The sequence below is a fragment of the Dietzia sp. SL131 genome (assembly GCF_026672565.1).
In the GTDB taxonomy this organism is placed as follows: Bacteria; Actinomycetota; Actinomycetes; order Mycobacteriales; family Mycobacteriaceae; genus Dietzia; species Dietzia kunjamensis.
On sequence record NZ_JAPPRI010000003.1, the window covers coordinates 1,163,276 to 1,189,077 of the forward strand.

Consider the following 25,802-nt stretch of genomic DNA (forward strand, 5'->3'; position numbering starts at 1 on the left):
GTGAGCCCCCGCTGGGCTCGGACGAGGAGATACGAACGTGACCGAGAACAAGAACATGCCCGAGGCGACCGCCGAGACCACCTCGGTGTTCCGTGCCGAGCTCCTCAACGAATCCGACCAGCAGGCGGCCCAGTCCGACTCCGCCGTCACCGGTGTCGAGGGGCTCCCCGAGGGGCAGGCGCTGCTCGTGGTCAAGCGTGGCCCCAACGCGGGGTCGAGGTTCCTGCTCGACCAGGCCACCACGTCCGCGGGACGGCACCCGGACAGCGACATCTTCCTCGACGACGTGACGGTGAGCCGGCGGCACGCCGAGTTCCGGAGCGAGAGCGAGACCTTCACCGTCGTCGACGTGGGGTCGCTGAACGGTACCTACGTCAATCGTGAGCCCGTGGACTCGGCGTCGCTGTCCAACGGCGACGAGGTCCAGATCGGCAAGTTCCGTCTCGTCTTCCTGACGGGTACGCCCGGGCAGTGACCGCCGCCGGACAGGGCGCCCCGAGGGAGGAGTACCTCTCCATCGGGGGCGTCATCGCACTTCTGAGTCCGGAGTTCCCGGACCTGACGGTGTCGAAGGTCCGGTTCCTCGAGAACGAGGGGCTGGTCACCCCTGAGCGCACGGCGAGCGGATACCGGCGGTTCAGCGTCGAGGACCGCGAGCGCCTGCGGTACGTACTGACCGCCCAGCGCGATCGGTACCTGCCGCTCAAGGTGATCCGGCAGGAACTCGACGCACTGGACGCCGGCATCGCCGACGGGTCGACCACCGCGCTGCGGCCCCGGTCGGGTGAGGACGGCGTCCCCGGCTCCGCCCCGGACGATTTCCGGAGCGACACCCTGAAGAGGCTCACCCGCGAGAACGTGGTCGAGCAGTCCGGGGTGGACGCCGCACTGGTCGACGCCTTGATCGACGCCGGCCTGATCGCGGCGGGGCCCGGCGGCTTCTTCGACCCGGAAGCGGTCCTGGTGGCGCGGACCGCGCACGATCTGGCCGGGCACGGGGTGGACGTGCGCCACCTCAGGGGTTTCCGCACGGCGGCGGATCGGCAGACCGGGTTGATCACCCAGATCGCCGGCCCGGTGGCCCGCCAGGGCGATGCCGATGCCCGTGACCGGGCCGCGGAGTTGGCGCGGGAGATCGCGGCACTGTCGGTGTCGCTCCATTCGACCCTGGTGACCGTCGCCGTGAGGCACGCCCTCGAGTCCTGACAGGGACAGCGCCCGCTCGCGGTGAACCGGATCGGGGCTACGCTTGAGACGTGGGAGAGGCGGAGAACATGGGAAAGAACATGCGCGAGGTCGACATCGTCGGCGTCCGTTTCGAGGAGCCGGAGTACGCACCCGTACTGATCCTGCACGAGAAGGACGGTGGCCGGTACGTACCGATCTGGATCGGGGCGGCCGAAGCCGCGGCGATCAGCCTCCAACAGCAGGGGGTGCGGCCGAGCAGGCCGCTGACCCACGACCTCGTGGCCGCGCTACTGGACACCTTCTCGCATCCGCTGGAGCAGGTGGAGATCATCGGAGTGTCCGAGGGGACGTTCTTCGCGGAGTTGGTCTTCGGCGACACGAGGGTGTCCGCGCGCCCGTCCGACGCGGTGGCGGTTGCACTGCGGACCTCCTCGCCGGTACTCGTGAGCCGGGAGGTGCTCGACGAGGTGGGGATCTCCCTCGTGGAGCAGGGCGAGGAAGAGGTCGAAGCCTTCCGGGAGTTCCTCGATCAGGTGAACCCTGACGATTTTCTCGGCGGACCGGAGGCGCCCAGAGAACCGGGCGGGTCATCGTCCTGACGCCTGCGACCTGCGAGTTTGGCATTCACAGTGGCCACACCGATACCAGTTCGCAGGTCAGGACAGACTCTAAACTTCAACTTGAGGTTGAGGTTTACCGCGTGTCCTATTGATCAGGGCCCCCGGCGGGCATAGCGTTGCCCTCAGTGAACTACACCGATGGTGTTCACGCGTCCAGGATCCGGGCCTCGTCGCCCGGTACCGTGTCGTCACGATCGTGGCGACACCCGCAGCTTGAGGGAGCAATCGTGGCCGACCACACCCGGGTCTCGGAGCCGTCCGTCGCCGATACGAACACGGAGAGTCTCTTCGGGGACCGAGGAGAGGGCACCCAGGCTTCCTTCGACGAGGTGCAGCCCGGGTTGTTCCCCGATGACGGGATCCCGGACGGCACGAGCGGGTACCGGGTCCCGATCGCATGCCAGATCGCCGGGATCACCTACCGGCAGCTCGATTACTGGGCACGCACCGACCTCGTGGTGCCGTCGATCCGCAATGCGGCCGGCTCGGGTAGCCAGCGCCTGTACTCGTTCAAGGACATCCTCGTCCTGAAGATCGTCAAGCAGCTGCTCGACACCGGCATCTCGCTGCAGAACATCCGCAAGGCCGTGGACCAGATCCGTTCACGTGGTGTGGAGGATCTGGCGACCATCACCCTGTTCTCCGACGGCCGCACCGTGTTCGAGTGCACCTCCAAGGAGGAGGTGTTCGACCTGCTGCAGGGCGGGCAGGGTGTCTTCGGGATCGGGATCGGGGGAGCGATGCGTGAGCTCGCCGGCTCGATCGCCGAGTTCCCCGCCGAGACGGTGTCGGAGGAGGACATCCTGACGCCGGTGGAGGACGAACTGGCGGCCCGTCGGCGCGCACGCGCCTCACGCCGCACGGGCTGATCGGCTCGGGTGGTCTAGACTCGGCCGTGCGTTCACGCGACTCACGGGAGAGCTCCGCGGCCTACGGGCCGTGGGCGCCGAAGGAGCAACTCCTCTCCGAGAATCTCTCAGGCACCCGGACCGTGTAGTCGCCTAACGCCTCTGGAGAGCGGTGGAACAGACCACCCGCCCACGGGGAAAGCCGGGCTCGCCTCGCGAGTCCGGTGAATCTCTCAGGCGCCGGCACCCGTCCGGCAGGGGACAGAGCGGAGAGGGTAGCACCGGCCCGCAGGCCGCCTGTCCGGGCGGCCCCGCCACCTGAGGAGCACCTGTGACGACGACCCCCGACATCTCCCGGACCGGAGGCGAGTTCGTCGCCCGCCACCTGGGTCCCGACGCCCACGGCCTGGAACGCATCCTGGACACCATCGGGGTGAGCTCGCTGGACGAGCTCGCCGAGCGGTCCGTCCCGTCGGTCATCCTCGACGAGGTGGGCGCGGACGGGCGTGCTGAGGGGATCGACGCGCTACCGGAGCCGCTGTCGGAGGCGGACACCCTCGCCGCGCTCCGTGAACTCGCGAACCGCAACACCGTCGCCGTGTCGATGATCGGCCAGGGGTACTACGACACGCTCACCCCGCCGGTGCTCATCCGCAACATCATCGAGAGTCCGGCGTGGTACACGGGCTACACCCCCTACCAGCCGGAGATCAGCCAGGGCCGTCTCGAGGCGCTCCTGAATTTCCAGACGATGGTCTCCGACCTGACCGGTATGGACATGGCGAACGCCTCCATGCTGGACGAGGGCACAGCCGCGGCCGAGGCCATGACGATGCTGCGACGGGCCAACCGCTCCTCCAAGAGCCCCCGCTTCGCCGTCGACGTCGACATCTTCCCCCAGACCGCGGCGATCCTCGCCACCCGCGCCGAGCCCCTGGGCATCGAGATCGTCACCGCGAACCTGGTGGACGACGGCCTGCCCGAGGGAGAGTTCTTCGGGGCGCTCGTGCAGACCCCCGGCGCGTCCGGTCGTGTCGCCGACGTGTCCGGGCTCATCGAGCAGTGCCACGAGCGGGGCGCCATGGTCGCCGCGGGTGTCGACCTGCTGGCGGCGACGGTCCTGACCCCCGCGGGGGAGAAGGGCGCGGACGCGTGCTTCGGCACCACCCAGCGCTTCGGGGTCCCGATGGGCTTCGGCGGGCCGCACGCCGGTTTCCTCGCGTGCCGCAGCGCGCACGCCCGCAACCTGCCGGGTCGTCTGGTCGGGGTGTCGACAGACGCCGACGGACGGGTCGCGTACCGGCTCGCCCTCCAGACCCGTGAGCAGCACATCCGTCGTGAGAAGGCGACGTCCAACATCTGCACCGCCCAGGTCCTCCTGGCGGTCCTGGCCGCGATGTATGCGTCCTATCACGGCGCCGACGGTCTCTCGGCGATCGCCCGCCGGGTGCACGCCCACGCCGATGCTCTCGCCCGGGGACTGCGCTCGGCCGGGGTCGAGGTGGTCCACGACGCGTTCTTCGACACGGTCCTGACCCGTGTACCGGGGCGCGCTGATGAGGTACTGGCCGCCGCCGCCGAGCGTGGGGTCAATCTGTGGAAGGTCGACGACGACTCCGTGTCGATCGCGTGTGACGAGGCCACCACCGCCGAGCACGTCGGGATCGTGCTCGAGGCATTCGGCGCAGGTGCCGTCGGGGCCGTCGAGATCTCGGTGGATGCGGGCCACGGGGATCGCACGAGCGAGTTCCTCCAGCACGAGGCGTTCGTGCGGTACCGGACCGAGACCGCGATGCTGAGATACCTGCGAGCGCTCTCGGACAAGGACATGGCGCTGGACCGGACCATGATCCCGCTGGGCTCGTGCACGATGAAGCTCAACGCCACCACCGAGATGGAGCCCATCACGTGGCCGGAGTTCAACCGACTCCACCCGTTCGCCCCGGCGGACCAGAGCGCCGGACTCCGCGAACTGGTCGCGGATGTCGAGCAGTGGCTCGTCGACATCACCGGGTACGCGGCGGTCAGTCTGCAGCCCAACGCCGGTAGCCAGGGCGAGTACGCCGGACTCCTCGCGATCCGCGGTTACCACCGATCGCGCGGGGAGGAGGACCGGACGGTCTGCCTCATCCCGTCGTCCGCGCACGGCACCAATGCCGCCTCCGCGGTCATGGCCGGGATGAAGGTCGTCGTGGTGGCGTGCCGTGAGAACGGCGACGTCGACGTGGACGACCTGCGCGCGAAGGTGGACAAGTACGGCGCCGAACTGTCGGCGATCATGATCACCTACCCGTCCACACACGGCGTGTACGAGCACGACATCGAGCAGATCTGCGCGATCGTCCACGATGCCGGGGGTCAGGTCTACATCGACGGGGCCAACCTCAACGCGCTGGTCGGGGTCGCGCGCCCGGGCCGGTTCGGGGGCGACGTGAGCCACCTCAACCTGCACAAGACCTTCTGTATCCCCCACGGTGGCGGTGGACCGGGCGTCGGCCCCGTCGCGGTGGCCGAGCATCTGCGCGATTTCCTGCCCGGGCATCCCCACGAGGACGGCCTGGGCGCGGGTGGCGTGGTCTCCTCGGCCGCGTTCGGCTCCGCGTCGATCCTGCCCATCACGTGGGCGTACGTGCGGATGATGGGGGCCGACGGACTGCGCCGGGCCACGCTCACCGCCATCGCCAGCGCAAACTATCTGGCCCGGCGTATCGGGGAGCACTTCCCGGTGCTGTACTCCGGTGACGGCGGGTGGGTCGCCCACGAGTGCATCCTCGACCTGCGCCCGCTCATCGACTCGGTCGGCATCTCGATCGACGACGTCGCGAAGCGTCTCGCCGACTACGGCTTCCACGCGCCCACCATGAGCTTCCCGGTGCCCAACACGCTCATGGTCGAGCCGACCGAGAGCGAGGACCTGTCCGAACTGGACGCGTTCTGTGATGCGATGGCGGCCATACGCTCCGAGATCGACCGCGTCTCCGACGGTGAGTGGACCGTGGACGACAACCCGCTCAGGGGCGCGCCCCACACGGCCGAGAGCGTGTCCGCCGACGAGTGGACGCACGCCTACCCGCGCAGCGTCGCGGGGTACCCCCTGGGGTCGACCTGGCGCCCGAAGGTGTGGCCGGCCGTCCGCCGGATCGACGGGGCCTACGGCGACCGCAACCTGGTCTGCTCGTGCCCGCCGTTGGACGCGTTCGCACAGGACTGAACCGGCGCCGGGGTCCGGTGTTGTCGTACCCGCATGACACGGTACGGGGCATGACGACGACCGGACCCCACCCGATCCCCGCACTCCCCGCGGCCTGCCGCGAGTGGTGCCGCGCGCAGCCTCCCGCGCTGCTGGTCGCCGACGAGTACGTCAGGATCGATCTGGACCTGTGGAACCTGCGCCTCGCAGAGAAGGGCGTCGACCTCCGCCTGGTCGCCGGTGGCCTCGACGGCGGGCGGGTCGAGTCCGGGTCCGGGTACCTCCGCAGGAGCGACCTGTGGGCGGCGGGTCGGCGCGCCCGGGGCAGTCTCGAGGAATCCGTGGTGGCGCTCTACATGTGCGCCGCCTGGCTGTCCGGCCACCCGTCGCGATCGGGGGTGCGGCGCGGGCTGCCGGACTTCCGGGTAGCCGAGCGGGACCGGCACGGTCGGGTATCGGTCTCCTCCCACGGATACCCACTCGTGCTGCACGAGGTGGTGGACTGGCTCGACGCGCCGGTTGAGGCGATGAACCTCCTGCGGCACGGAGCTCCCGCCGGCAGAGCGGGGCGCGGCGTTCCGGACCTGGGGTATCCCCTGGCTTCGCTGTACCTGTCGTCGTTGGGCATGGCCTGGTCGGCGCCGCATATCGTGCCGGTCGATCCGGCGGGGATCGGCACCCTGATCCACGCCGGCTGGACCGAGATCGACTCGGCCGCCCGGCTGACCCCCCGGCGCTACCAGCGATACCTGGACGTGGTCGCCGCGTGGGCGCGCGAGGCGGCCGTCGACCCGCTGGTTATCGAGATGTGGCTCGTCCGGGAGTGGCACGACCGGCGGGCGCCGGCCGGCTGCTCGAGCGCGTCCGCCCGGACGCATCGGGGAACCCGCCCGCGCTGACCCGGTGGCGCGCTAGGGTCCGCTCCATGGAACCCCGGAGAACGACCGTGGACGTCCCGGCAGGCACCCTCGACGTCCTAGTGTGGGAGCCGGACGGCCACGCGGCCGACACTGCACCGGTGCGGACGGTGTTGGCCCTGCACGGCTTCCCCGAGTCGGCGCGGGAATGGGAACGCGTCGCCGGGGACCTGGTGACTCAGGGGGTCCGGGTGGTGGCCCCCATGCAGCGTGGATACTCGCCCGGAGCGCGTCCGCACGATGTGGCGGACTATGCCATCGAGCACCTGTCGGCTGACGCCCTCGCCGTGGCGGACGGTCTGGGGCTCGAGCGTGTCCACGTGGTGGGTCATGACTGGGGGGCGTCCGTGGCATGGTGGTTGGCCGCCCACCATCCGGATCGGGTCGCCAGCCTCACGGCCATCTCGATCCCGCATCTCGCGGCGTTCTCCGACGCGATCGGGACGGATCCCGATCAGCAGGCCCGGTCGGCGTACTTCGGATTGTTCCGACAGGAGGGCAAGGCCGAGGACGTGCTCCTCGAGGGAGATGCCCACCGACTGCGCGCCATGTTCGGCGGGCAGGTACCGCCGGATCTGGTGGACCGGCATCTCGAGGTGCTCGGGGAGCGCTCGGCCCTGACCGCAGCCCTGCACTGGTACCGCGCGATGCGGCGGTATGACCTCCCCGACGTCACCGTCCCCACCACCTTCCTGTGGGGCGGGCAGGATCCCGCGGTCGCTCGCAGCGGGGCCGACGCGACGGCGGAGCGGGTGACGGCCGAGTACCGTTTCGTCCCGCTCGATGACCTCGGCCACTGGATACCGGAACAGGACCCCGCGTTGGTGGCACGCGAGGTCCTGGCCCGGATCGCCTGACCGCCCGAGGCGTGTCAGTCCTGCCGCAACTCCCGCTTGAGGAGCTTTCCGGACTGGTTGCGGGGCAGTTCATCGACGAACACCACCCGCTTGGGCACCTTGAACGGGGCGAGGTGCTCGCGCGTGCCCGCGACGATCTCGTCCTCCGTGGCGTGAGCTCCGTCCTTGAGGACGACGACCGCGGTCACCGCCTCGATCCACTTGGGATCCGGGGTGCCGATCACGGCGACCTCGGCGACCCGCTCGTCCCGGTACACGGCGTCCTCCACCTCGCGGGAGGCCACCAGGACACCGCCGGTGTTGATGACGTCCTTGATCCGGTCGACCACCTCGACGAACCCCTCCGGGTCACGCACCACGAGGTCCCCGGAGTGGAACCACCCGTCGCGGAACGCCTCCTGCGTGGCCTCGGGCTTGTTCCAGTACCCCTGGCACAGTTGCGGGGAGCGGTAGACGATCTCACCCTGCTCGCCGGCCGCGACCTCCGCGCCGCTCTCGTCGACGACGCGCGCCTCGACGAAGAAGACGGGACGGCCGGCACTGGCCGGGCGTGCATCGTGCTCCTCGGGACGCAGGACGCACGCCAGCGGCCCGATCTCGGACTGCCCGAAGCAGTTGTAGAACCCGAGCTCGGGGTACTTGTCGCGCAGGCGCTGCAGCACGGTGACCGGCATGATCGACGCGCCGTACTGGGCCTTGCGCAGGCTCGACAGGTCACGCGTGTCGAGGTCGGGGTGGGAGGCCAGCGGAACCCAGACCGTCGGTGCGAGGAACAGCGACCCGATCCCGTCCTCCTCGACGCGCCGGAGGATCTCCGGGATGTCGGGCGCGGCCATCAGGTGCACCGTCGCCCCCAGCGAGAGGTACGGCATCGCGAACACGTGCATGGCCGCGGAGTGGTACAGCGGCATCGTCACCAGTGGTGCGTCATCCGCGGCGAGGTCGAGGGAGAGAATGCAGCTGACGTACTCGTGCGCCAGTGCCGCGTGCGTCATCATCGCGCCCTTGGGCCGCGAGGTGGTGCCCGAGGTGTACAGGAGCTGCGCGAGGTCGCTCCCGGATGCGGGGGAGTCGACAGGCCGGGCCTCGCCCCGATCCACTGCCGCGCCCAGCAGCGTGCCGTCGGCGGGGTCCCCGGCGGCGGGTTGCAGCGCGAGCGTCTGCAGCGACGGCAGGGTCTGGACGACGGTCTCGAGGGTCGGCGCCTGTGCGGGGTCGACCAGCACGAGTGAGGCGCCGGAATCCGTCAGGAGGTACTCGAGCTCTCCGCCCGTCAGGGCGTAGTTCACCGGGACGTGGGTGTACCCCGCCCGTGAGGTCGCGAGGAAGCCGATGAGGTAGGCGTCCGAGTTGACCCCGTAGGCGGCGATCCGCGCACCGTCGTCGAGCCCCCGAGCGGCGAGCAGGGAGGCGACCCGGTCGACGGCGGTGTCGAGTTCGGCGTAGGTCCAGCGACGGTCGGCGAAGGTCAGGGCGACCCGGTCGGGGAACCGGGAGGCGGACCGTCGCAGGATCGCGTCGACGGTCCCGGCGCCGGCGGACGAGAGGGGGGACAGAGGGGTCGTGGTCATGGTCCGACTCTATAGCGGACGGTGACGTCGTACCCCGGGTGGTCAGTCGCCGGACCGGAGGAGGTCCAGGACGGCCCGGGGGATCTCCCCGGTGGCCTCGCGCGGGGTCCACGGTTCACTCGGGACCCACTGGGATCCGCATCCGCGGCACGCGAACAGCGGCTCTCCCCGGCGTTCGACCGGGGTCTCGTTCCAATTGCACAGGTCGCGGCAGGAGCGCACGCGCAGGGGTGCGAGGTCGGGGTCCGGGCGGCGTCGCGTGAGCGAGCGGAGGGAAGCGAAACCAGTCATGTCACCAGCGAGGATAGACCGCCGGGAAGGCCGGGGGTAGGCGTGCGGCGTCCGGTGGCGGGGCTGGGCGGGTCGGTGGCCGCCCGGTGCGGCGGCGGTAGCCTGAGGGGATCGGATCGCAGGGGGAACGGAGTGGACCGATGAGCGCATGCCCGTGTGGCAGTGGGGACGGGTTCGGGACGTGCTGCGGTCCGATCGTCGAGGACGGCCTACCCGCGCGCACGGCCGAGCGGCTGATGCGGTCGCGGTACACGGCGTTCGTGCTGGGGCACACGGACCATCTCTGGCGCACGTGGCATCCCCGGACCAGGCCGCCGACGGTCGAGGCCTCCGAGGTGGAGTGGACCGGGCTCACCGTCGTGGAGGTGGTCGCCGGAGGTGAGGGCGACGACGACGGGGTGGTCGAGTTCGAAGCGCGGTACACCGGCCCGGAGGGCCCGACCGTGATGCGGGAACGGTCGCTGTTCGAGCGCAGGGGCGGGCGCTGGACGTACCTGACGGGATCGGATCCCGCGGGCGACTAGGACCGGGCGGGGTCGTCCGGCTGGCGGGTCACGATGAACGAACCGATCGTGCCGGGGGTGGTCACATCGATCCGGCCGATCCTGACACCGCGGGGCACCGTCCAGGCCACCATTCCCCGGATCTCCTCGCCGGGGGTGGCCAGGACCGAGGGGACCAGCGGGTCGTCGACGATTCCCGTGGGGTTCTGGATCCGCTCGAAGGGTCGTCCCGAGGGGTCGAAGGCGGAGAAGTCGGCCGGACCCAACTCGGGCTGCCCGGACGACTGCACGGCACGGACATCCACCACCAGCACGGCGTCCGAGTACGCGGAGGACTGCTCGATCCGCAGGTTCGACACGGTGACGGTGGCGTCCCACAGATCGCCCGAGACGGGGAACGGGCGGTCGAACTGCTGGGATGAGGGCAGTGGGCCGCTGGGCTCCGCGGTGGGGGCGGGCACGGCGCGTTCGTCGTCGTCGCCGAGGAGCGACGGAGAGCAGGCACTGGTCAACACGGTCGCCGCCGTGACCACGGCGGCGAGGGCGGCGCGACGCATAGGGGCGCTCCTGTGGCGGGATCGTGCGCCGGGCCGGTCCCGGCAGTCCCTGATCCTACGGCCCGTCGGGGCCGGGGTCATCGGAGGCTCGCAGGTCCCGCGAGTGTTTGCCCGCGACCCGGCGTACGAGGTCCGGGTAGACGTCATCGAGCTCCGCGGAGATCTCGGCCAGCTGGATCTTGAAGTTGACCGGCACGAACACCCGGTCGACGAACTCCGACTCGGCGGTGATCGCCTCGCCGTCGAAGACGTACCGGCACCACAAGGAGTCGCGGTTGAGGATCGCGACCTCGGTCTCCGCGGCGGCCGCGTCCTCCACCGCCGACACCAGCGGACTGCGGAACACGATGAGCGGCAGGGAACGGTGCGCGCGCACGAAGAGCAGGACGCACCCGGCGGGGACGGTGAAGACATCGTGCTCGTCGGCCCGGACGCGCCGCCGGTAGACCTCGGTGAGGGCGGCTTCCACAGCCCGGGTCGCCTGGTCCGGAGCGGTGATCGGCTGCGGGCGGAAGTCGTCCTCGCCGCCCGCGGGGCTCACGGCGTCGGACGGGTCCCCGTCCGGGTCCCCGTCCGGAGGCCCGGGCTCGACCGGACGCGCGCCGACGAGGTCATCCGGATCGGAGTCGGTGACATCGTGCAGGAACACCGGGTGTCGGATCCCGAACACCTGTTCCAGGGTCCCGGCGACGAGGTGGGACAGCTCGCGGGCCCGGTCCGTCGTCAGGCTGACACGGGGGCCGGCGGCGGGATCCGGTTCACGACCCGTGTCGGCGGCCTGCCATCCGAGGGCCGAGAGCTGCGCCAGTTGCGCGGGGCTCAGGGGGGTGGGGGTGTCCTCAGAACCGCCGCCGGAGACCTCGGCGTCGACCCGCCCGGAGGCGACGGCGGTGAACCGGATGTACGGCGTGTGCGCGGAGGGCGCACCGAGGACGGGTACCGCCAGGTCGAAGATCGCGCCGGGGACCAGGTCGCGCAGGAGATCGGCCAGGTGGGAGGCGAAACGGTCCCACCCGGCCGCGATCGACGCGTCCACGTCGAACTCGAATGCCGGCATGCAAGGCAGTCAACCACCGAGCCACCGTCTCCGTGAGCGGTTCGACAGGGTCCGGCGCACGGGTCCCGGCGCGCGCCGATCAGTTCCCGGTCGGCGGATGCCCTGCCTGATAGTCCGACCAGTACTCGTCGGAGCCGTCGAACCCGACCCTGATGCCGCCGCGGTGCTCGATGATCTCCGGTTGGATCGGCGCGATGGTCCGGGACGCGGCCAGTGCGGAGTCGACGTCCGCGAACTCGGCGAGGTGGCGTAGCTGGGTCCAGGTGGGCGGCAGCAGCATCGAGTGGCCCGTACGGAAGTCCGCCAGCAGGTCCACGGGGCGGGCCCACATGGTCAGGTCCACCTCGGTGGTCAGGTCGTCCGGCTCCTGCCCGCCCGGCAGTGCGGCGAGGAAGAACCGGGTGTCGTACCGGCGCTTCTCGACCTCGGGAGTGATCCAGTGGTCGAACGGACGGAGACGGCCGGCGGCCAGCGAGAGCTCCTCCCGCTCCAAGAAGCCGCTGAACGACAATTCGTGGGCTTCGAGCTCGGCCCGGGCCGAGTGGTACCTGCCGGCATCCGAGACCGCGGCTCCGTCGAGGTGATCCGCCAACAGGACACCGCACTCCTCGAACGTCTCCCGGGCGGCGGCGCAGACCAGCCGGCGGGCCCGCGGCTCGTCGCACCCGAGGCGCTCGGCCCACCAGGTGGGGGCCGGGCCCGTCCACGCGAGGTCGGGGTCGTCGTCGGCGGCGTCCACCCCTCCACCCGGGAAGACGGTCATCCCACCGGCGAACGCCATACCCTTGACGCGGCGGGCGACGAACACCTCCGGGCCGGCGGTGGAATCGCGGATCACCATCACGGTGGAGGCGTCCTTGACGGGGCGGGCGGTGCTCTGGTCAACCTCGGTCATGCTGTCAGTCTCGCCCGACGCGGTGGCGCGCCGCACACCGGGGTGGGTGTGGTCGGTCGGAACCCGTGGCGGCCGGAGGCAGGACGCCGTAGAGCACGTGGCGGACCTGCTCGGTGACAGTCCCGCGGCTGTCGCTGACGGGGGAGCGCTCCACCCCGCACCGCACGATGGTCATGTAGAGCACGTCGAACACGGTCTGGGCCGGACCGGCGAGGTCGTCCGCGGTCGCGGAGGTGCCCGAGTGACCTGCGAGGACGCCGGCGATGAGGTCGCGAAGCTCTCCGAGGATGCGTTGCGCCTCCGCGCGGTGCGGCCCGGGCTCCCCGAACAGCGTCTCGCGGTGGTACGCCGCGATGTTCTCCGGCTGCCTGTCGAGCGCCACCAGGAGAGGTTCGCACAGGGTGACGAGATCGTTCACCGGGTCGCCGGTGGCCGGGACGGTCTCGACCATCGCGCGGAACTCGTCGTTGGCGACCATGCACAACAGTTCGCCCTTGGACTGCGCGTACCGGAACAGCGTCCCCGTCCCGACCTCGGCCAGATCGGCGACCTCCTGGGTGGTCACCGAGGAGTAGCCGCGACGGGTGAACAGGTCGCGGGCGGCCGCGTGGATGCGCCGCTGCTTGTCGGCCTTGTTCAACTCCCGGCGGCCGGGTTCGCGGGTGGGGGTCACGAGAACCACTCGGTCGGCGGGCCGGCCATCAGCAACAGCGAGAACACGATCGCCACCACGACGAGCGTCGCCACCAACGCGAGGGCGGGCGACCGCACCGCGAAGGCCAGAACGCGCTCCGGGAGCGTACGCGGGGCGTCGCCCTCCGGGCCGACCCGCCACGGGCCGTCGAGCAGTCCACGACGCTCCACCGACCGCTCGAACGGGACGGTCGCATAGGGGATCACGGCGGAGGCCAGACCGAGGACACCGGTCCCTGCGGTCCACCGCTTGTCGGTCCATACCGCGACGGTGGCCACCGCGTAGCAGAGGAACACGAACCCGTGGACGCTGCCGCCGACCATGGTCGCCCAGTCGAATCCCAAGCCGTACTTGCCGATCATGCCCAGGATCAGGAGCGTCCAGGTGACCACCTCCGCGAGCGCGAGTCTCTTGTACAGGATGCGGGGGGTCACAACTGTCCTCCATCGATCGGGTCGGGGTTCGTCGCACATGCTACGGACCCGGGCCGCGCGGGTAGGTTCCAGGTCGGGGGCGGGTTCACCCGTGGAGGGCGAGTGAGGCGAAACGCACCTCGCCCGCCTCGTCGCAGGCCGCCAGGTCCACCACACCCTCGATCGCCCAACCGTGGTCGCCCTCCGGGTCGTCGAGCACCTGCCGGACCCGCCACGTATTGGTCTCCACGCCGGGGCCCGACTCGGTGACCGTGAACAGCGCCGGGCCACGGGCCGCCGGACCGGTTCCGATGGCGTCGTACTCGTCCCAGTAGGCGTCGATCTCCGAGTCCCAGTCGGGGTGGTCGGGCACGTCGGCGTCAAGTTCCGCCAACCGCTCGATGTCGTCGCGCGAGAGCAGTTCGACGCGGCGGAACATCGCGTTGCGCACCATCACGCGGAACGCGCGCCTGTTCGCGGTGACGGGCCTGGTGTTCCCGGCGGACTCACCGAACGCGAGCTCCGCGACCTGGGCGGACGACACATCCGGGTCGGTGAGGAGCTCCCACTCGTCCAGCAGGCTCGAGTCCACCTGTCGGACCAGTTCGCCCAGCCACTCGACCAGGTCCTCGAACTCCTCGGAGCGTCGGTCGGCGGGGACGGTCTGGCGCAGTGCCCGGTAGGCGTCGGTGAGGTAGCGCAGGACGGCTCCCTCGGAGCGGCCGAGCCCGTAGGCCGAGACGAGGTCCGAGAACGTCATGCCCCGTTCGACCATCTCCCGGATGACCGATTTCGGTGACGGTTCGATCCCGGCGACCCACGGATGCCCTGCGCGGTAGGCGTCGTAGGCGTCGGCGATGAGGTCCCCGAGCGGCTTGGGCCACGAGATGTCCTCGACCAACTCCATGCGCTCGGAGTACTCGACCCCGTCGGCCTTGAGCGCCCCGATCGCCTCCCCACGGGCCTGGCGCTGCTGGGCGTACAGGATCGGCCGGGGATCGTCGAGCACGGCCTCGATCACCGAGACCAGGTCCAGCTCGGGGGTGGGGGACTCTGGGTCGAGCACCTCCATCGCAGCGATCGCGAACGGCGCCAGCGGCTGGTTCAGCGCGAAATCCCGTTGGAGGTCCACCGTCAGCCGGACGTGCCGCCCGTCGCCGTCGGGCTCCGGGAGCCGTTCCACGATCCCGGCGGCCTCCAGTCCGCGGAACAGCTCGATCGCGCGGAGCACGTGCCGACGTACCCGCGCGCGGGTCTCGTGCGAGGACAACAGCAGGTGCCGCATGTGGTCGTAGCAACTGCCGGGTCGGGAGATGATGTTGAGCAGCATCGAGTTGCTCACCTCGAAGCGACTGGTCAGTTGCTCCGGCTGCGCGCCGACGAGCTTGTCGAAGGTCGACCGGGACCAGTTGACGAACCCCTCGGGGGGCTTCTTCTTGCCCGCCTTGGCCTTCTTCTTGGGGTTGGCGGCGGCCTTCGCGGCGGCCTTGGCGTTCTCGATCTCGTGCTCGGGGGCGAGCACCACCACGAACCCCTCGGTGTCGAACCCGGCCCGACCGGCACGGCCCGCGATCTGGTGGAACTCGCGGGCCTTGAGGACCCGCTGACGACGGCCGTCGAACTTGGTCAGGCCGGTGAACAGCACGGTCCGGATGGGCACGTTGATCCCGACGCCGAGGGTGTCCGTACCGCAGATGACGGTGAGCAGGCCGTCCTGCTCCAGCCGCTCCACCAGCCGCCGGTATTTGGGGAGCATGCCCGCGTGGTGGACGCCGATCCCGTGGAGCAGGAGTTTGCGCAGGGTGCGGCCGAACGCGGTGCTGAACCGGAACCCGCCGATCTCCTCGGAGACCGCGGCCTTGCGCTCCTTGGTCGCCACCGAGAGCGAGGTCAACGCCTGGGCCTGTTCGAGTGCGGCGGCCTGGGTGAAGTGGACGATGTAGACGGGGGCCTTGCCGTCACGGAGGAGCAGTTCCACCGTCTCGTGGACGCCGCTGAGCTCGTACTCGAACGACAGGGGGACGGGGCGTTCGGTGCCGCCGATGTGCACGCACTCCCGACCCGTGCGCCGACGCAGGTCCTCCCGCAACCAGTCGACGTCCCCGAGGGTCGCGGACATGAGCAGAAACTGCGTGTCGGGCAGTTCGATGAGCGGCACCTGCCAGGCCCACCCGCGGTCCGGCTCGGAGTAGTAGTGGAACTCGTCCATCACCACCTGGCCGATGTCGGCGGCCGACCCCTCTCGCAGGGCGATGTTGGCGACGATCTCGGCGGTGGCGCAGACGATGGGGGCGTCGGCGTTGACCGAGGCGTCGCCGGTGAGCATGCCCACGTTCTCGGCGCCGAAGACCTCGCACAGGGCGAAGAACTTCTCGCTGACGAGCGCCTTGATGGGGGCGGTGTAGTAGCTGCGGACACCTCGTGCCATCGCCGAGAAGTGGGCCCCCAGTGCCACGAGGGACTTGCCGGAGCCTGTGGGGGTGGCCAGGATCACGTGGCTGCCGGCGGCGATCTCGAGGACGGCTTCCTCCTGCGCCGGGTACGGCGTCAGCCCCCGGTCGGCGGCCCACGCCACGAACGCGTCGAACACCGCCTCGTCGTGCAGGTCGGCGGGGACGTCGTCGAGGTCGGCGAGGAGGTGGGGCAGATGCACCGGTCCGAGCCTAGTCGCCGGGGTCGGTCAGCCGTTCATCTCCGGGCCCCGGCCCGACCCGTCGTCCTCGGCCTGCTGGGCCAGGAACCGCTCGAACTCGGCACCGATCTCGTCGCCGGAGGGCAACGGCTTGCCGCCGGGGTTGAGTGAATCGGAGCCCAGCCGCGTCTCCATGAACTGGTCGTACTGCTTCTCCATGAGCTCGACGGCGGTGAGGACCTCGTGGTTGTTCTCGATCTGCGCGTTGACCTGCGCGGTGAACTCCTCGGCGGCCTTCTCCAGTCCGGTGGTCGGCAGCTCGAGGTCCGCGAGCCGCGAGACGTTGTCGACGAGGTTGAGCACCGCCGCGGGGTACGCGGTCTGGGACAGGTACTGGGGGACGTGCACGGTGAAGCCCGCGGACGGGATCCCGTGCTCGGCCATCCGCAGCTCGAGCAGTGAGGTCACGTTGCCGGGCACGGAGAACTCGCCGGGCCAGGCGGTGAACCCCTGGATGAGGTCCACATCACTGGCGTGGGCGCTGGAGTTGGTCGGCCGGGTGTGCGGCACGCCCAGCGGCATGGCCCCGAGTCCGATCGACATGCGGACGCCGAAGGTGGCGGCCAGATCGATCACGGAGTTGGTGAAACCGTCCCACTTTAGATCGGGTTCGAGGCCCGAGAGCAACAGGAACGACGTGCCGTCGGTGGCCTTGACGGCGTGCAGTTGGATCGTCGGCTGGTCGTACTCGGAGAACCGATCGAACGAGTATTTCAGGTGGGGGCGGCGGGACCGGTAGTCCACCAGCTCGTCGACGTCGAACTCGACGATCAGCTGCGAGTCCAGGGTTTCGCGGAGGTGTTCGGCCACGCCCTGGATCGCCTGGCCGGCATCCGAGAACCCCTCGAGTCCGTGCACGAGGACCGGCCCGCGGCCGTCCTCAGAACGCAGGTCGGGAACGGGTTCGATCATTCGGTACAGATCGCTGTGCCTGGCCATGTCGACTCCTCTCGTCACCACACCCCGTCCGTCGGGAGTACGGGGTCGCCCGGTCGTCCATCCGGGACGGGGTTCACAACTGTGACAACGACACCGCGCCCGGGTTGATTCCCCGGTGGCGGTGCCCCTGCCGTTCCCCACAGGTCGTCCCCCTCTCCACAGGCGGGGCGCGACAGGACGCCCGCAGGCCTCCGGTGGCCGACCACGTGCCCGATGGTGAGACCGGTGCACGGCACCTGCGGGCCGGGACCCGGGCGGGGCCCAGGACGCGCGAGACAGGAGACGGATGAGGGCGATGACGACCGGCGAGATGATCGACGATGACGGGGCGGACGGACGGGCGACGGTGGTGATCTCCTCGCCGGAGGAGTTGATCGCCTCCATACCGGCGATGCTCGGGTTCCCACCGGGCCGGGGGTCGGTGGTGGTGCTGTGCGGCGAGACGGCCGACGGCGGGCAGGGGCCGGTGGTCCGTATGGATGTCGACGGGTTGCTGGGGGCGGGACGGGGCGACCCCGATGACGACGAGTTGCTCGACGGTGACGACGACGTGGACGGTTATCACGACGGCGGTCCCGACGACGCTTCCGTGGGGCGCTCGAACCCGGCTGTCGATCCCGGTCCCGCGCGCGGGTTGGCGCAGTTCTGCGCGCGGGAGGGGATCGGGTCGGTGCATCTGGTCGTGGTGCACGAGGACTGCGTGGAGGACTACCACGCGGGCTTGCGGGCGGAGGACGCCGCATCGGCGTTCGAGTACTGGCTGGGTGTCGCGGGCACAGAGGTCGCGGCGGCCTACGGCGTCGGCGAGTTCGCCGAGGGCGCACCGTGGGTGGACCTGTTCGGGATGGTCCGTGGGGTCCAACTCGATCCCGACTCGACGCAGATCGCCGCGGTCCACGCGTACGGTGGCCGGGTCCGGTCCGGCTCGCGGGACGAGATAGACCGGATGTACCTCGTGCGGGACGCGGACGCCTGCGACGAGGATCCCCACGAGTCGGGGCCGCCGCGGGTGGACGGGGCCCGTCGGGTGGCGGAGGCGGTGGTGGCCGAGGCGGTCGAGCGTCACGACGACGCCGCACGTCGACTGGAGGTGGGGGAGAGTGTCGACGACGACGAGCTCGCCGGAATCGGCCGGGACCTGCTCGTCATCGCGGTTCGGGACGAGATCTACCGGCGGCTGGCCCAGCGGGGTCTGGGCGACGGCGACGGCCGACGTCTCGTGTGGTGGGCGGTCGCGCGCCGGAGGCCGGGGCGCGAACGCTCGGTGGCGCTCCTGCTACTCGGCGCCGCGGCCTACTTCGACGGTAGCGGGGTGCACGCCTGGTCGGCCCTGTCGGCGGCCCTGGACGCCGACGCCGGCAACTCCCTCGCCCGGCTCCTGATCGACAGCCTGCACGCGGGCCTGTCTCCGGAACGGCTCAGGCAGGTGGCCGCGGCCGCCTGAGCCGCTCCGGGTCAGCGCGGAGCCGAGTGCGCGCGGTCGCCGAGCGCCTCGGTGAACGCCCAGGCGTCCTCGACGACCGTACGCAGGTCGGTGCGGGAGGGGTTCCACCCGAGTTCGGCGATCGCCCGGTCGCTGGAGGCCACGAGCACCGCCGGGTCGCCGGCGCGACGTGGGGCGACGACGTCGGGGATGGGATGTCCGGTGACCTCCCGGCACACGTCGATGACCTCACGGACGGAGAACCCCTCACCGCTGCCCAGGTTGAGCACCCGGTGGGTGCCGGGAGTGTTGGTCTCCAGCGCCAGCAGATGGGCGTCGGCGAGGTCGGCGACGTGGATGTAGTCGCGGATGCACGTGCCATCGGGGGTGGGCCAGTCGTCACCGAAGACCTTGATATCGGCGCGATGGCCGAGCGCGACCTGCAGCACGAGGGGGATGAGGTGGGTCTCCACGACCCGGTTCTCGCCCGCACCGTGATAGGCCCCGGCGACGTTGAAGTAGCGCAGGCTGGTCGCGGCGAGACCGTACGCGGTGGCGTACGACGTGACGGCGTGATCGATCGCGAGTTTGGTGGCCCCGTAGGTGTTGGTCGGACGCGTGGGCATGTCCTCGGTGATGGGGACCTGCTCGGGCTCGCCGTAGGTGGCGGCGGTGGAGGAGAACACCAGGTTGCCCACCCCGGACTCACGCATCGCGTCGAGGAGGGCCAGGGACGTGACGACGTTGCCCTGCCAGTACTCCCCGGGCTTCTCGACGGACTCGCCGACGAGGGAACGCGCGGCGAAGTGCAGGACTCCGTCGAACGAGGAGTCGAGAACCTCCGGCGCGCGTACGGCCACGTCCCCCTCGACGAACGTCGCCCCCTCGGGAACCCCGTCCCGGTTACCCGTGGACAGGTCGTCGAGCACCACCACCTCGTGACCGCGCTCGATCAGGACCGTCGCGCAGACCCCGCCGACATACCCGGCGCCGCCGGTGACGAGCAGCTTCACGAGACGATCTCGACCTGGATCGCGTGGGCGTGGTCGCCGTCGAGTTCCACCGTGCGCCCCTCACCGGAGTCGAGCTCGACGAGGTGCCCGCGGCGGGTGGCGGTGACGGTTCTGAGCGGTTCGACGCCCGCGGCCCGGAGCTCGGAGATCAGTTCCGTGTCGATCTGCACGTTCTCACCGATCGCCCGGATCCGGACCCGGTGGGCCACGTCGCTCTCCAGCGCCGAGAGCCTGATCTGGTTGGGGTCGTCGAGGGCGGAGGCGGGGTACCCGATCCGCTCCAGCCCGGGGATCGGGTTGCCGTAGGGAGAGGTCCGGGGGTCATCGAGGACCTCGATGAGCCGCCGCTCGACGTCGTCGCTCATCACGTGCTCCCAGCGGCACGCCTCGGCGTGGACCTTCTCGAGCTCCAGTCCGATCACGTCGACCAGGAGACGCTCGGCGAGGCGGTGCTTACGCATCACACCCACCGCGAGTTCCCTGCCCGTGGCGGTGAGCTGGAGATGCCGGTCGGGGGCCACGAGGACCAACCCGTCGCGCTCCATCCGCGCGACGGTCTGGCTCACGGTCGGCCCGCTCTGCTCGAGGCGCTCGGCGATCCTCGCCCGCAGCGGGATCACGCCTTCCTCCTCGAGTTCGTAAATGGTGCGGAGGTACATCTCGGTGGTGTCCACCAGGTCCTTCACGCTGCAGTCCTCCACGGTCGGATCGTCGATAGGTGTGCGACTCCCCGCAGGCGCGGGCGCCGTCAGGGTTCTGCCTCCGAGACTACCGTCGGGCCACCGACCGGGGTGGAGAGCGGACAATCGGGGGCCGGGCCCGGTGCCACACGCGTAGATTCACGGGTGACGTGCCCCACTGCTCGCTCGGGGTGCTCGGGCCGGGAACGACCCGGCCCACGGGAGGACGGTGGCTATGGCCGGGATCGGGGACGGCGTCGCGGCGAAGGTCGTGTGGAGTCCGTCATTGCTGGAGTACCGGCATTCCGCTGACCACCCGATGAGTCCACGGCGGCTCGATCTGACCATGTCGCTCGCGACCGAGCTCGGCGTCCTGCAGGGTGTCGAGATGCTGGACCCCGGGTCGGCCAGCGAGGACGAGCTACTGAGGGTCCACACCTCCCGCTACATCGACGCCGTCAAGGCCGCCGGCGACCTGCCGCCCGGTGAGCATGTCGGGATGAGCCACGGGCTCGGGACGGCCGACAACCCGACGTTCCCGGCGATGCACGAGGCCAGCGCGGCGGTCGCGGGCGGCACGCTGACGGCCGCCCGGGCCATCGCCAGCGGGGCCGCGACGCGTGCGGTCTCCGTCGCCGGGGGGATGCACCACGCCATGCCCGCTGCCGCCGCCGGGTTCTGCGTCTACAACGACGCGGCGGTGGCGATCAGCTGGTTGCTCGACAACGGGTACGACCGCGTCGCCTACGTCGACATCGACGTCCACCACGGGGACGGTGTCCAGACCGCGTTCTACGAGGACCCGCGGGTCCTGACGGTGTCCCTGCACCAGCACCCAGCCACCCTGTGGCCGTCCACCGGCTGGGCGTCGGAGACCGGTGTCGGCCGCGCGGAGGGCACCGCCGTCAACCTGGCGTACCTCCCCGCTGTCACCGATGATCTCTGGCTGCGGGGCTTCCACGCCGTGGTCCCCGGAGTGCTGCGGACGTTCGAACCCCAGATCATCGTCATGCAGGCCGGGTGCGACTCGCACCGTGAAGACCCGCTCGCCGACCTCTCGTTGACCGTCGACGGTCACCGGCAGTCGTATCTGGAGGTCGTGGCGCTGGCTGACGAACTCTGCGAAGGGAGACTCATCGCGATCGGCGGGGGCGGCTACGAACTGGTGCGGGTGGTCCCGCGGTCGTGGACCCACCTCATCGCTGCCGTGCTGGGGGTCCCGCTCGACCCGGCGACCGCGATCCCGGACCAGTGGCGGGCCGCGGCCGGCAGGTTCACCGTCCCCGACCGCGTCCCGCAGACGATGGGGGACGGGGAGACCCCCGGCTACACCCCATGGGAGCCCGCGGGATCCGATCGGGGGGTGGAGATGGATCGTTCGCTCGCCCGACTCGACCAGTCGATCCTCGACACCCGCCGCTCGGTCTACCCCCTGCTCGGACTCGACCCGGACGATCCCCGCGACTGACCGGCGGCGCTGCAACAGACTCATCGACCCCCTACCCCTCAGTCCCTGGAGGACCCCATGGCGCACCCCGGCGACCGCGAGACCGTTGACACGGTGACCGAGAACCCGACCGACGCCACCCCGGCGGTGGACCCACCCGAGCACGCGTCAACCGACACCTCCGTCGACGAGTACCCGGAGGGCTATCCCCACGAGTGGGCTGCGGACGTACTCGGATCCGACGGGCGGGCCGTGCGCGTGCGGCCGATCCTGCCCAACGACGCCGAGAAGATCTCCCGGTTCCACACCAGCCTGTCCGAGCGCACCCGCTACCTGCGTTACTTCGGATCGCACGATGTGCTGTCCGACCGTGAACTCGCCCGGATGACCAACGTCGACTACCGCGACCGGATGGCGTTCGTCGCCGAGTTGGGCGCGGAGGTCATCGGCATGGCGATCTACGAGCGACTGCCGAACTCGACCTTCGCCGAGGTCGCGTTCACCATCTCCGACCAGCATCAGGGGCGTGGGCTGGGGTCGATCTTCCTCGAGCACCTGGCCGGCGCCGCGGCCGAATGCGGGATCGACCACTTCGAGGCCGAGGTGCTCTCCGAGAACCGGTCGATGATCCAGGTGTTCCGGCGGGCCGGGTACGAGATCTCCCGTTCGTTCGATGGGTCCACTCTCCACCTGGAGTTCGCGATCGACCCATCCGAGGCCTTGACCAATGTCCGGAACTCGCGGGAGGCGGCGGCGGAGGCACGGAGTCTGGCGCGTGTGCTCAACCCCAGTTCCGTCGCCGTGATCGGCGCCTCGGACCAGGTGGGCAAGATCGGGCACACGGTACTGCGCAACCTCATCGGCAACGGGTTCACCGGTCCCGTGTACCCCGTCAATTCCGATGCCACGTCGGTGCAGTCCGTGCGCGCCTATCCGAGCGTCAGGGACATCCCGGATCCCGTGGACCTCGCGGTAGTGGCAGTACCGGCGGCGTCCATGTCGGAAGTCCTCGACGACTGCCTGTCGAAGGGCGTGTCGACCCTCGTCGTCATCTCCGCCGGGTTCTCGGACGTCGGCAGCGCCGGCGTCGTCTCCGAACGGCGTCTGGTCAGCGAGGCCCGCGCCCACGGGATGCGCGTGGTCGGCCCCAACGCGCTCGGGGTGATCAACACCTCACCCGACGTGCAGCTCAACGCGACCCTCGCAGAAGTCGTTCCGGGACCCGGCCGCACGGGGTTCTTCTGCCAGTCGGGTGCGCTCGGGATCGCCATCCTCGCCGCCGCGGCCCGACGTGGGCTCGGGCTGTCCACGTTCGTCTCCGCCGGTAACCGCGCCGACGTCTCCGGCAACGACCTGCTGCAGTACTGGGACACCGACACCGCCACCGAGGTGGTGCTGCTCTACCTGGAGAGCTTCGGTAACGCCCGCAAGTTCTCCCGGATCGCCCGGCGCGTGGCGCGCAACAAGCCGGTGGTGGTGGTCCGCCGAGCGGCCGACGATCTGGAGTCGGGCGTCGAGGGGCTGACGGCGAACGCCATCGGTGGACTGTTCCGCGACTCCGGCCTCATCCAGGTGGATTCCATCACGGACATGTTCGACACCGCCACGCTCCTGGCCTACCAACCGCTGCCCACGGGAGGTCGCCTCGGCATCGTCGGCAACTCCTCCGCGGTCGGACGCCTCGGCGGGGACTCCGCGCGTCAACAGGGCTTCACCGTGGCGCATTCGGTCGATCTGGGTGCCGGCGCGTCCCCGGAGGAGTTCCGCGAGGCGATCGCGGACGTCCTCGCACGTGACGAGGTCGACTCGGTCCTGACGGTGTTCGTCCCTCCGGTCGCGACGGAACCCGACGCCTATGCCGAGGCGATCCGTACCGCCGCGGGCGAGAGCAGCAAGCCCGTGGTGAGTACCTTCCTCGCGGGGGAAGGGCTGCCGGAGGGACTGACGGTGACCGACGAGTCCGGGGTGGCGGCGCGGGGCTCGATACCCTCCTACCCGTATCCCGAACGAGCGGTGTCCGCACTGGTGCGCGCCCGCCGGTACGCCGAGTGGCTCGACAAGCCGGCCGAGGAGCCCGCCGAGTACGAGGACATCGACCGCGCACGCGCGCGGGAGCTCGTGGACTCGCTCTGCCAGCTCCACGCCGGAACCGAGTCGTTCGAGCTCACGCAGGGCCAGGTCCGGGCCCTGTTGGAGTGCTACGGGATCGACATCGTCGACTACCGCGTCGTGACGGATGTCGACCAGGCCGTGATGGCCGCCGACGAGTTGGGCTACCCGGTGGCGGTCAAGGCGATGAGTGACCGGTGGCGGACCCGCAGCGATCAGTCCGGGGTGCGACTCGACCTCGTCGACTCTGCCGCGGTGCGGCATGCCTTCGCGTTCCTCCAGTCCACGACGGGCTCACGTTCCCTGCACGTGCAGAAGATGGCGACCAAGGGGGTCGCCGTGACCATCCGGGTCGCCGATCACCCGATCTTCGGCACCCTCATCTCGTTCGGACTGTCCGGGATGTTGTCGGATCTGCTGGCCGACCGGGCGTTCAGCACGCTGCCGATCTCACCCCGCGAGGCGGCCGCCCTGCTCGACCGGCCCCGGGCCGCAGCGCTCCTCGACGGGTATGCCGGGGACGCGCCTGTGGACCGTGACGCGTTGGTGGAGCTCATGGGGCGGGTTTCATGCCTGGTAGAGGACGTGCCGGAGATGCGGCGCCTGTCGGTGGACCCGGCGCTCGCCGGACCCGACGGTCTCGCGGTGCTCTACGCAACGGTCCGGCTGGGGCCGCCCCCCAGGTTCAGCGCCGACGAGGGGCCCCGCCGGCTGCGCTAGGCGCTGTGGTCGGCCCTGGACGGCACCGCGAAGGCCCCGCCCCTCCCGATCGGGGGAGGCGGGGCCCTGGGATTGCGACCTCACGGTGTGAAGGGCTCCGGGGAACCCGGCTCGCGTCCGATCGGGCAGCGTCTGATCGTGCGGCGTGCGATCCGGCGTCCGGTCAGACGGCGTAGGAGCGGAGCTTGTCCGCGCGACGGCCCTCGCGGAGCTTGGCCATGACCTCGCGCTCGATCTGGCGGACCCGCTCGCGGGACAGACCGAAGCGCTTGCCGATCTGATCGAGGGTGCGGGGCTGGCCGTCGTCGAGACCGAAACGCAGCGTGATGACCTGCTGCTCGCGCTCCTCGAGGGTGGCCAGGACCGCGCGCACGTCGGAGTGCATCACATTGGTCACCACGGTGTTCTCGGCACTGGTGGCCTCGGCGTCCTCGATGAAGTCACCGAGCGGCGCCTCCTCGTCCGCGCCGACCGGCATGTCGAGGCTCACCGGGTCACGCGAATGGTCCAGCAGCTCCTCGATCTTGTGCGCGGGGATGCCCGACTCCTCGGCGAGTTCCTCGAGGGAGGCCTCACGGCCGAGCTGCTGGTGGAGTTCACGCTTGATCCGGGCGAGCTTGTTGACCTGCTCGACCAGGTGGACCGGCAGACGGATGGTGCGGGATTGATCGGCCATTCCGCGGGTGATCGCCTGACGGATCCACCAGGTGGCATAGGTGGAGAACTTGAAGCCCTTCGCGTAGTCGAACTTCTCCATCGCACGGATCAGGCCCAGGTTGCCCTCCTGGATGAGGTCCAGCAACGGCATGCCGCGGCCCGTGTAGCGCTTGGCCAGCGACACCACCAGGCGCAGGTTGGCCTCCAGCAGATGGGCGCGGGCGGCCTCACCTTCCGCGACGATCGCCTTGAGGTCGGCCTTGCGGACCGGACCCAGACGCTTCTTGGTCTCCAGCACGTGCTTGGCGTAGAGACCGGCCTCGATCCGCTTGGAGAGCTCGACCTCGTCCTCAGCGTTGAGCAGCGCCGTCTTGCCAATCCCGTTGAGGTAGACACGGACGAGGTCAGCGCTCGGGCTCTGGCCGTCCGGCCCCGCCTCCGTCCGACGGTCCGATCGGGTGGTGGCTGACGTCATGTCTCCTCCTCCTGCCTGGCCATGTGACGAGGCCGGCGTTCGGTTG

Annotated in this window: 23 protein-coding genes and 1 riboswitch; of the genes, 11 read left to right on the forward strand and 12 right to left on the reverse strand. The window is 70.3% G+C overall.

Annotated elements, in window-relative coordinates; translation table 11 throughout:
• Positions 1-55 precede the first annotated feature (55 nt).
• From odhI to OVA21_RS06275, 7 genes are all read left to right on the forward strand, one after another.
• Positions 56-475, forward strand: coding sequence for an oxoglutarate dehydrogenase inhibitor Odhl (gene odhI, locus OVA21_RS06245; protein WP_172812138.1), 420 nt, complete (start codon positions 56-58; stop codon positions 473-475).
• Positions 472-1,206: a transcriptional regulator FtsR gene (gene ftsR / locus OVA21_RS06250; RefSeq protein ID WP_067715790.1), complete on the forward strand. Its 735-nt coding sequence runs from the start codon at positions 472-474 to the stop codon at positions 1,204-1,206. The genes odhI and ftsR overlap by 4 nt, the downstream gene beginning before the upstream one ends.
• An 80-nt stretch (positions 1,207-1,286) precedes the next feature.
• The gene (locus OVA21_RS06255) at positions 1,287-1,787 is read left to right on the forward strand and encodes a bifunctional nuclease family protein (RefSeq protein WP_096907250.1); all 501 of its coding nucleotides are present in this window, start codon (positions 1,287-1,289) and stop codon (positions 1,785-1,787) included.
• A 350-nt stretch (positions 1,788-2,137) separates the two neighbouring features.
• Complete coding sequence (locus tag OVA21_RS06260; RefSeq protein ID WP_235027748.1) at positions 2,138-2,677, forward strand: MerR family transcriptional regulator; 540 nt, start codon at positions 2,138-2,140, stop codon at positions 2,675-2,677.
• A gap of 34 nt (positions 2,678-2,711) precedes the next feature.
• A riboswitch (glycine riboswitch) is annotated at positions 2,712-2,810 on the forward strand.
• Positions 2,811-2,987: 177 nt separating this feature from the next.
• Positions 2,988-5,867 (forward strand): aminomethyl-transferring glycine dehydrogenase, encoded by a 2,880-nt coding sequence (gene gcvP / locus OVA21_RS06265; RefSeq protein ID WP_268092023.1) that lies wholly within the window; start codon positions 2,988-2,990, stop codon positions 5,865-5,867.
• Positions 5,868-5,917: 50 nt separating this feature from the next.
• Positions 5,918-6,745, forward strand: coding sequence for an 8-oxoguanine DNA glycosylase OGG fold protein (locus OVA21_RS06270; RefSeq protein ID WP_268092024.1), 828 nt, complete (start codon positions 5,918-5,920; stop codon positions 6,743-6,745).
• 26 nt (positions 6,746-6,771) lie between these two features.
• Positions 6,772-7,620 carry an alpha/beta fold hydrolase gene (locus OVA21_RS06275; protein ID WP_268092025.1) on the forward strand — a complete coding sequence of 283 codons (849 nt, stop codon included), beginning with the start codon at positions 6,772-6,774 and terminating at the stop codon, positions 7,618-7,620.
• A 14-nt stretch (positions 7,621-7,634) separates the two neighbouring features.
• On the opposite strand, the gene OVA21_RS06280 is transcribed toward OVA21_RS06275, so the two are convergent.
• Positions 7,635-9,191 (reverse strand): fatty acyl-CoA synthetase, encoded by a 1,557-nt coding sequence (locus tag OVA21_RS06280; protein WP_067715801.1) that lies wholly within the window; start codon positions 9,189-9,191, stop codon positions 7,635-7,637.
• Positions 9,192-9,233: 42 nt separating this feature from the next.
• The gene (locus OVA21_RS06285; protein WP_120283106.1) at positions 9,234-9,482 is read right to left on the reverse strand and encodes a hypothetical protein; all 249 of its coding nucleotides are present in this window, start codon (positions 9,480-9,482) and stop codon (positions 9,234-9,236) included.
• 140 nt (positions 9,483-9,622) lie between these two features.
• Between OVA21_RS06285 and OVA21_RS06290 the strand changes: the two genes are divergently transcribed.
• Positions 9,623-10,006 (forward strand): YchJ family protein, encoded by a 384-nt coding sequence (locus OVA21_RS06290; protein ID WP_268092026.1) that lies wholly within the window; start codon positions 9,623-9,625, stop codon positions 10,004-10,006.
• Here the strand turns inward: OVA21_RS06290 and OVA21_RS06295 are convergent.
• The 7 genes from OVA21_RS06295 to OVA21_RS06325 all read right to left on the reverse strand — a co-directional run bounded on the left by OVA21_RS06295 (position 10,003) and on the right by OVA21_RS06325 (position 17,232).
• A complete protein-coding gene (locus OVA21_RS06295; RefSeq protein WP_268092027.1) occupies positions 10,003-10,542 on the reverse strand; it encodes a hypothetical protein in 540 nt (179 codons plus the stop codon). The two genes, OVA21_RS06290 and OVA21_RS06295, sit on opposite strands and share 4 nt — an antisense overlap.
• A gap of 55 nt (positions 10,543-10,597) precedes the next feature.
• Complete coding sequence (locus tag OVA21_RS06300; protein ID WP_268092028.1) at positions 10,598-11,599, reverse strand: TY-Chap domain-containing protein; 1,002 nt, start codon at positions 11,597-11,599, stop codon at positions 10,598-10,600.
• Between the two features lie 79 nt (positions 11,600-11,678).
• Entirely contained in the window at positions 11,679-12,494 is an 816-nt protein-coding gene (locus OVA21_RS06305) for an NUDIX hydrolase (protein ID WP_067715878.1), read from the reverse strand.
• A gap of 4 nt (positions 12,495-12,498) precedes the next feature.
• Positions 12,499-13,167, reverse strand: a complete 669-nt coding sequence (locus tag OVA21_RS06310) for a TetR/AcrR family transcriptional regulator (protein ID WP_083249828.1) — start codon at positions 13,165-13,167, stop codon at positions 12,499-12,501.
• The gene (locus tag OVA21_RS06315) at positions 13,164-13,622 is read right to left on the reverse strand and encodes a DUF3817 domain-containing protein (RefSeq protein ID WP_096905531.1); all 459 of its coding nucleotides are present in this window, start codon (positions 13,620-13,622) and stop codon (positions 13,164-13,166) included. The genes OVA21_RS06310 and OVA21_RS06315 overlap by 4 nt, the downstream gene beginning before the upstream one ends.
• Positions 13,623-13,707: 85 nt before the next feature.
• A complete protein-coding gene (locus OVA21_RS06320) occupies positions 13,708-16,254 on the reverse strand; it encodes a DEAD/DEAH box helicase (protein WP_268092029.1) in 2,547 nt (848 codons plus the stop codon).
• A gap of 27 nt (positions 16,255-16,281) precedes the next feature.
• On the reverse strand, positions 16,282-17,232 hold the full coding sequence (locus OVA21_RS06325) for a proteasome assembly chaperone family protein (RefSeq protein WP_069390205.1): 951 nt from the start codon (positions 17,230-17,232) through the stop codon (positions 16,282-16,284).
• Positions 17,233-17,527: 295 nt separating this feature from the next.
• On the opposite strand from OVA21_RS06325, the gene OVA21_RS06330 reads away from it, so the two are divergent.
• Positions 17,528-18,676, forward strand: a complete 1,149-nt coding sequence (locus OVA21_RS06330; RefSeq protein ID WP_268092030.1) for a DUF4192 family protein — start codon at positions 17,528-17,530, stop codon at positions 18,674-18,676.
• Between the two features lie 11 nt (positions 18,677-18,687).
• Here the strand turns inward: OVA21_RS06330 and galE are convergent, their stop codons facing one another.
• Positions 18,688-19,668, reverse strand: a complete 981-nt coding sequence (galE, locus tag OVA21_RS06335) for a UDP-glucose 4-epimerase GalE (protein ID WP_268092031.1) — start codon at positions 19,666-19,668, stop codon at positions 18,688-18,690.
• Entirely contained in the window at positions 19,665-20,354 is a 690-nt protein-coding gene (locus OVA21_RS06340) for a metal-dependent transcriptional regulator (protein ID WP_069390229.1), read from the reverse strand. Before OVA21_RS06340 ends, galE begins: the two co-directional genes overlap by 4 nt.
• A 229-nt stretch (positions 20,355-20,583) precedes the next feature.
• Here OVA21_RS06340 and OVA21_RS06345 point away from each other — a divergent pair, with 229 nt between their 5' ends.
• Both OVA21_RS06345 and OVA21_RS06350 read left to right on the forward strand, forming a co-directional pair.
• On the forward strand, positions 20,584-21,816 hold the full coding sequence (locus OVA21_RS06345; protein WP_096905527.1) for an acetoin utilization protein AcuC: 1,233 nt from the start codon (positions 20,584-20,586) through the stop codon (positions 21,814-21,816).
• Positions 21,817-21,873: 57 nt separating this feature from the next.
• Positions 21,874-24,624 carry a bifunctional acetate--CoA ligase family protein/GNAT family N-acetyltransferase gene (locus tag OVA21_RS06350; RefSeq protein WP_268092032.1) on the forward strand — a complete coding sequence of 917 codons (2,751 nt, stop codon included), beginning with the start codon at positions 21,874-21,876 and terminating at the stop codon, positions 24,622-24,624.
• Between the two features lie 163 nt (positions 24,625-24,787).
• Here the strand turns inward: OVA21_RS06350 and OVA21_RS06355 are convergent, their stop codons facing one another.
• Positions 24,788-25,756: a sigma-70 family RNA polymerase sigma factor gene (locus OVA21_RS06355; protein WP_096905525.1), complete on the reverse strand. Its 969-nt coding sequence runs from the start codon at positions 25,754-25,756 to the stop codon at positions 24,788-24,790.
• Positions 25,757-25,802 lie beyond the last annotated feature (46 nt).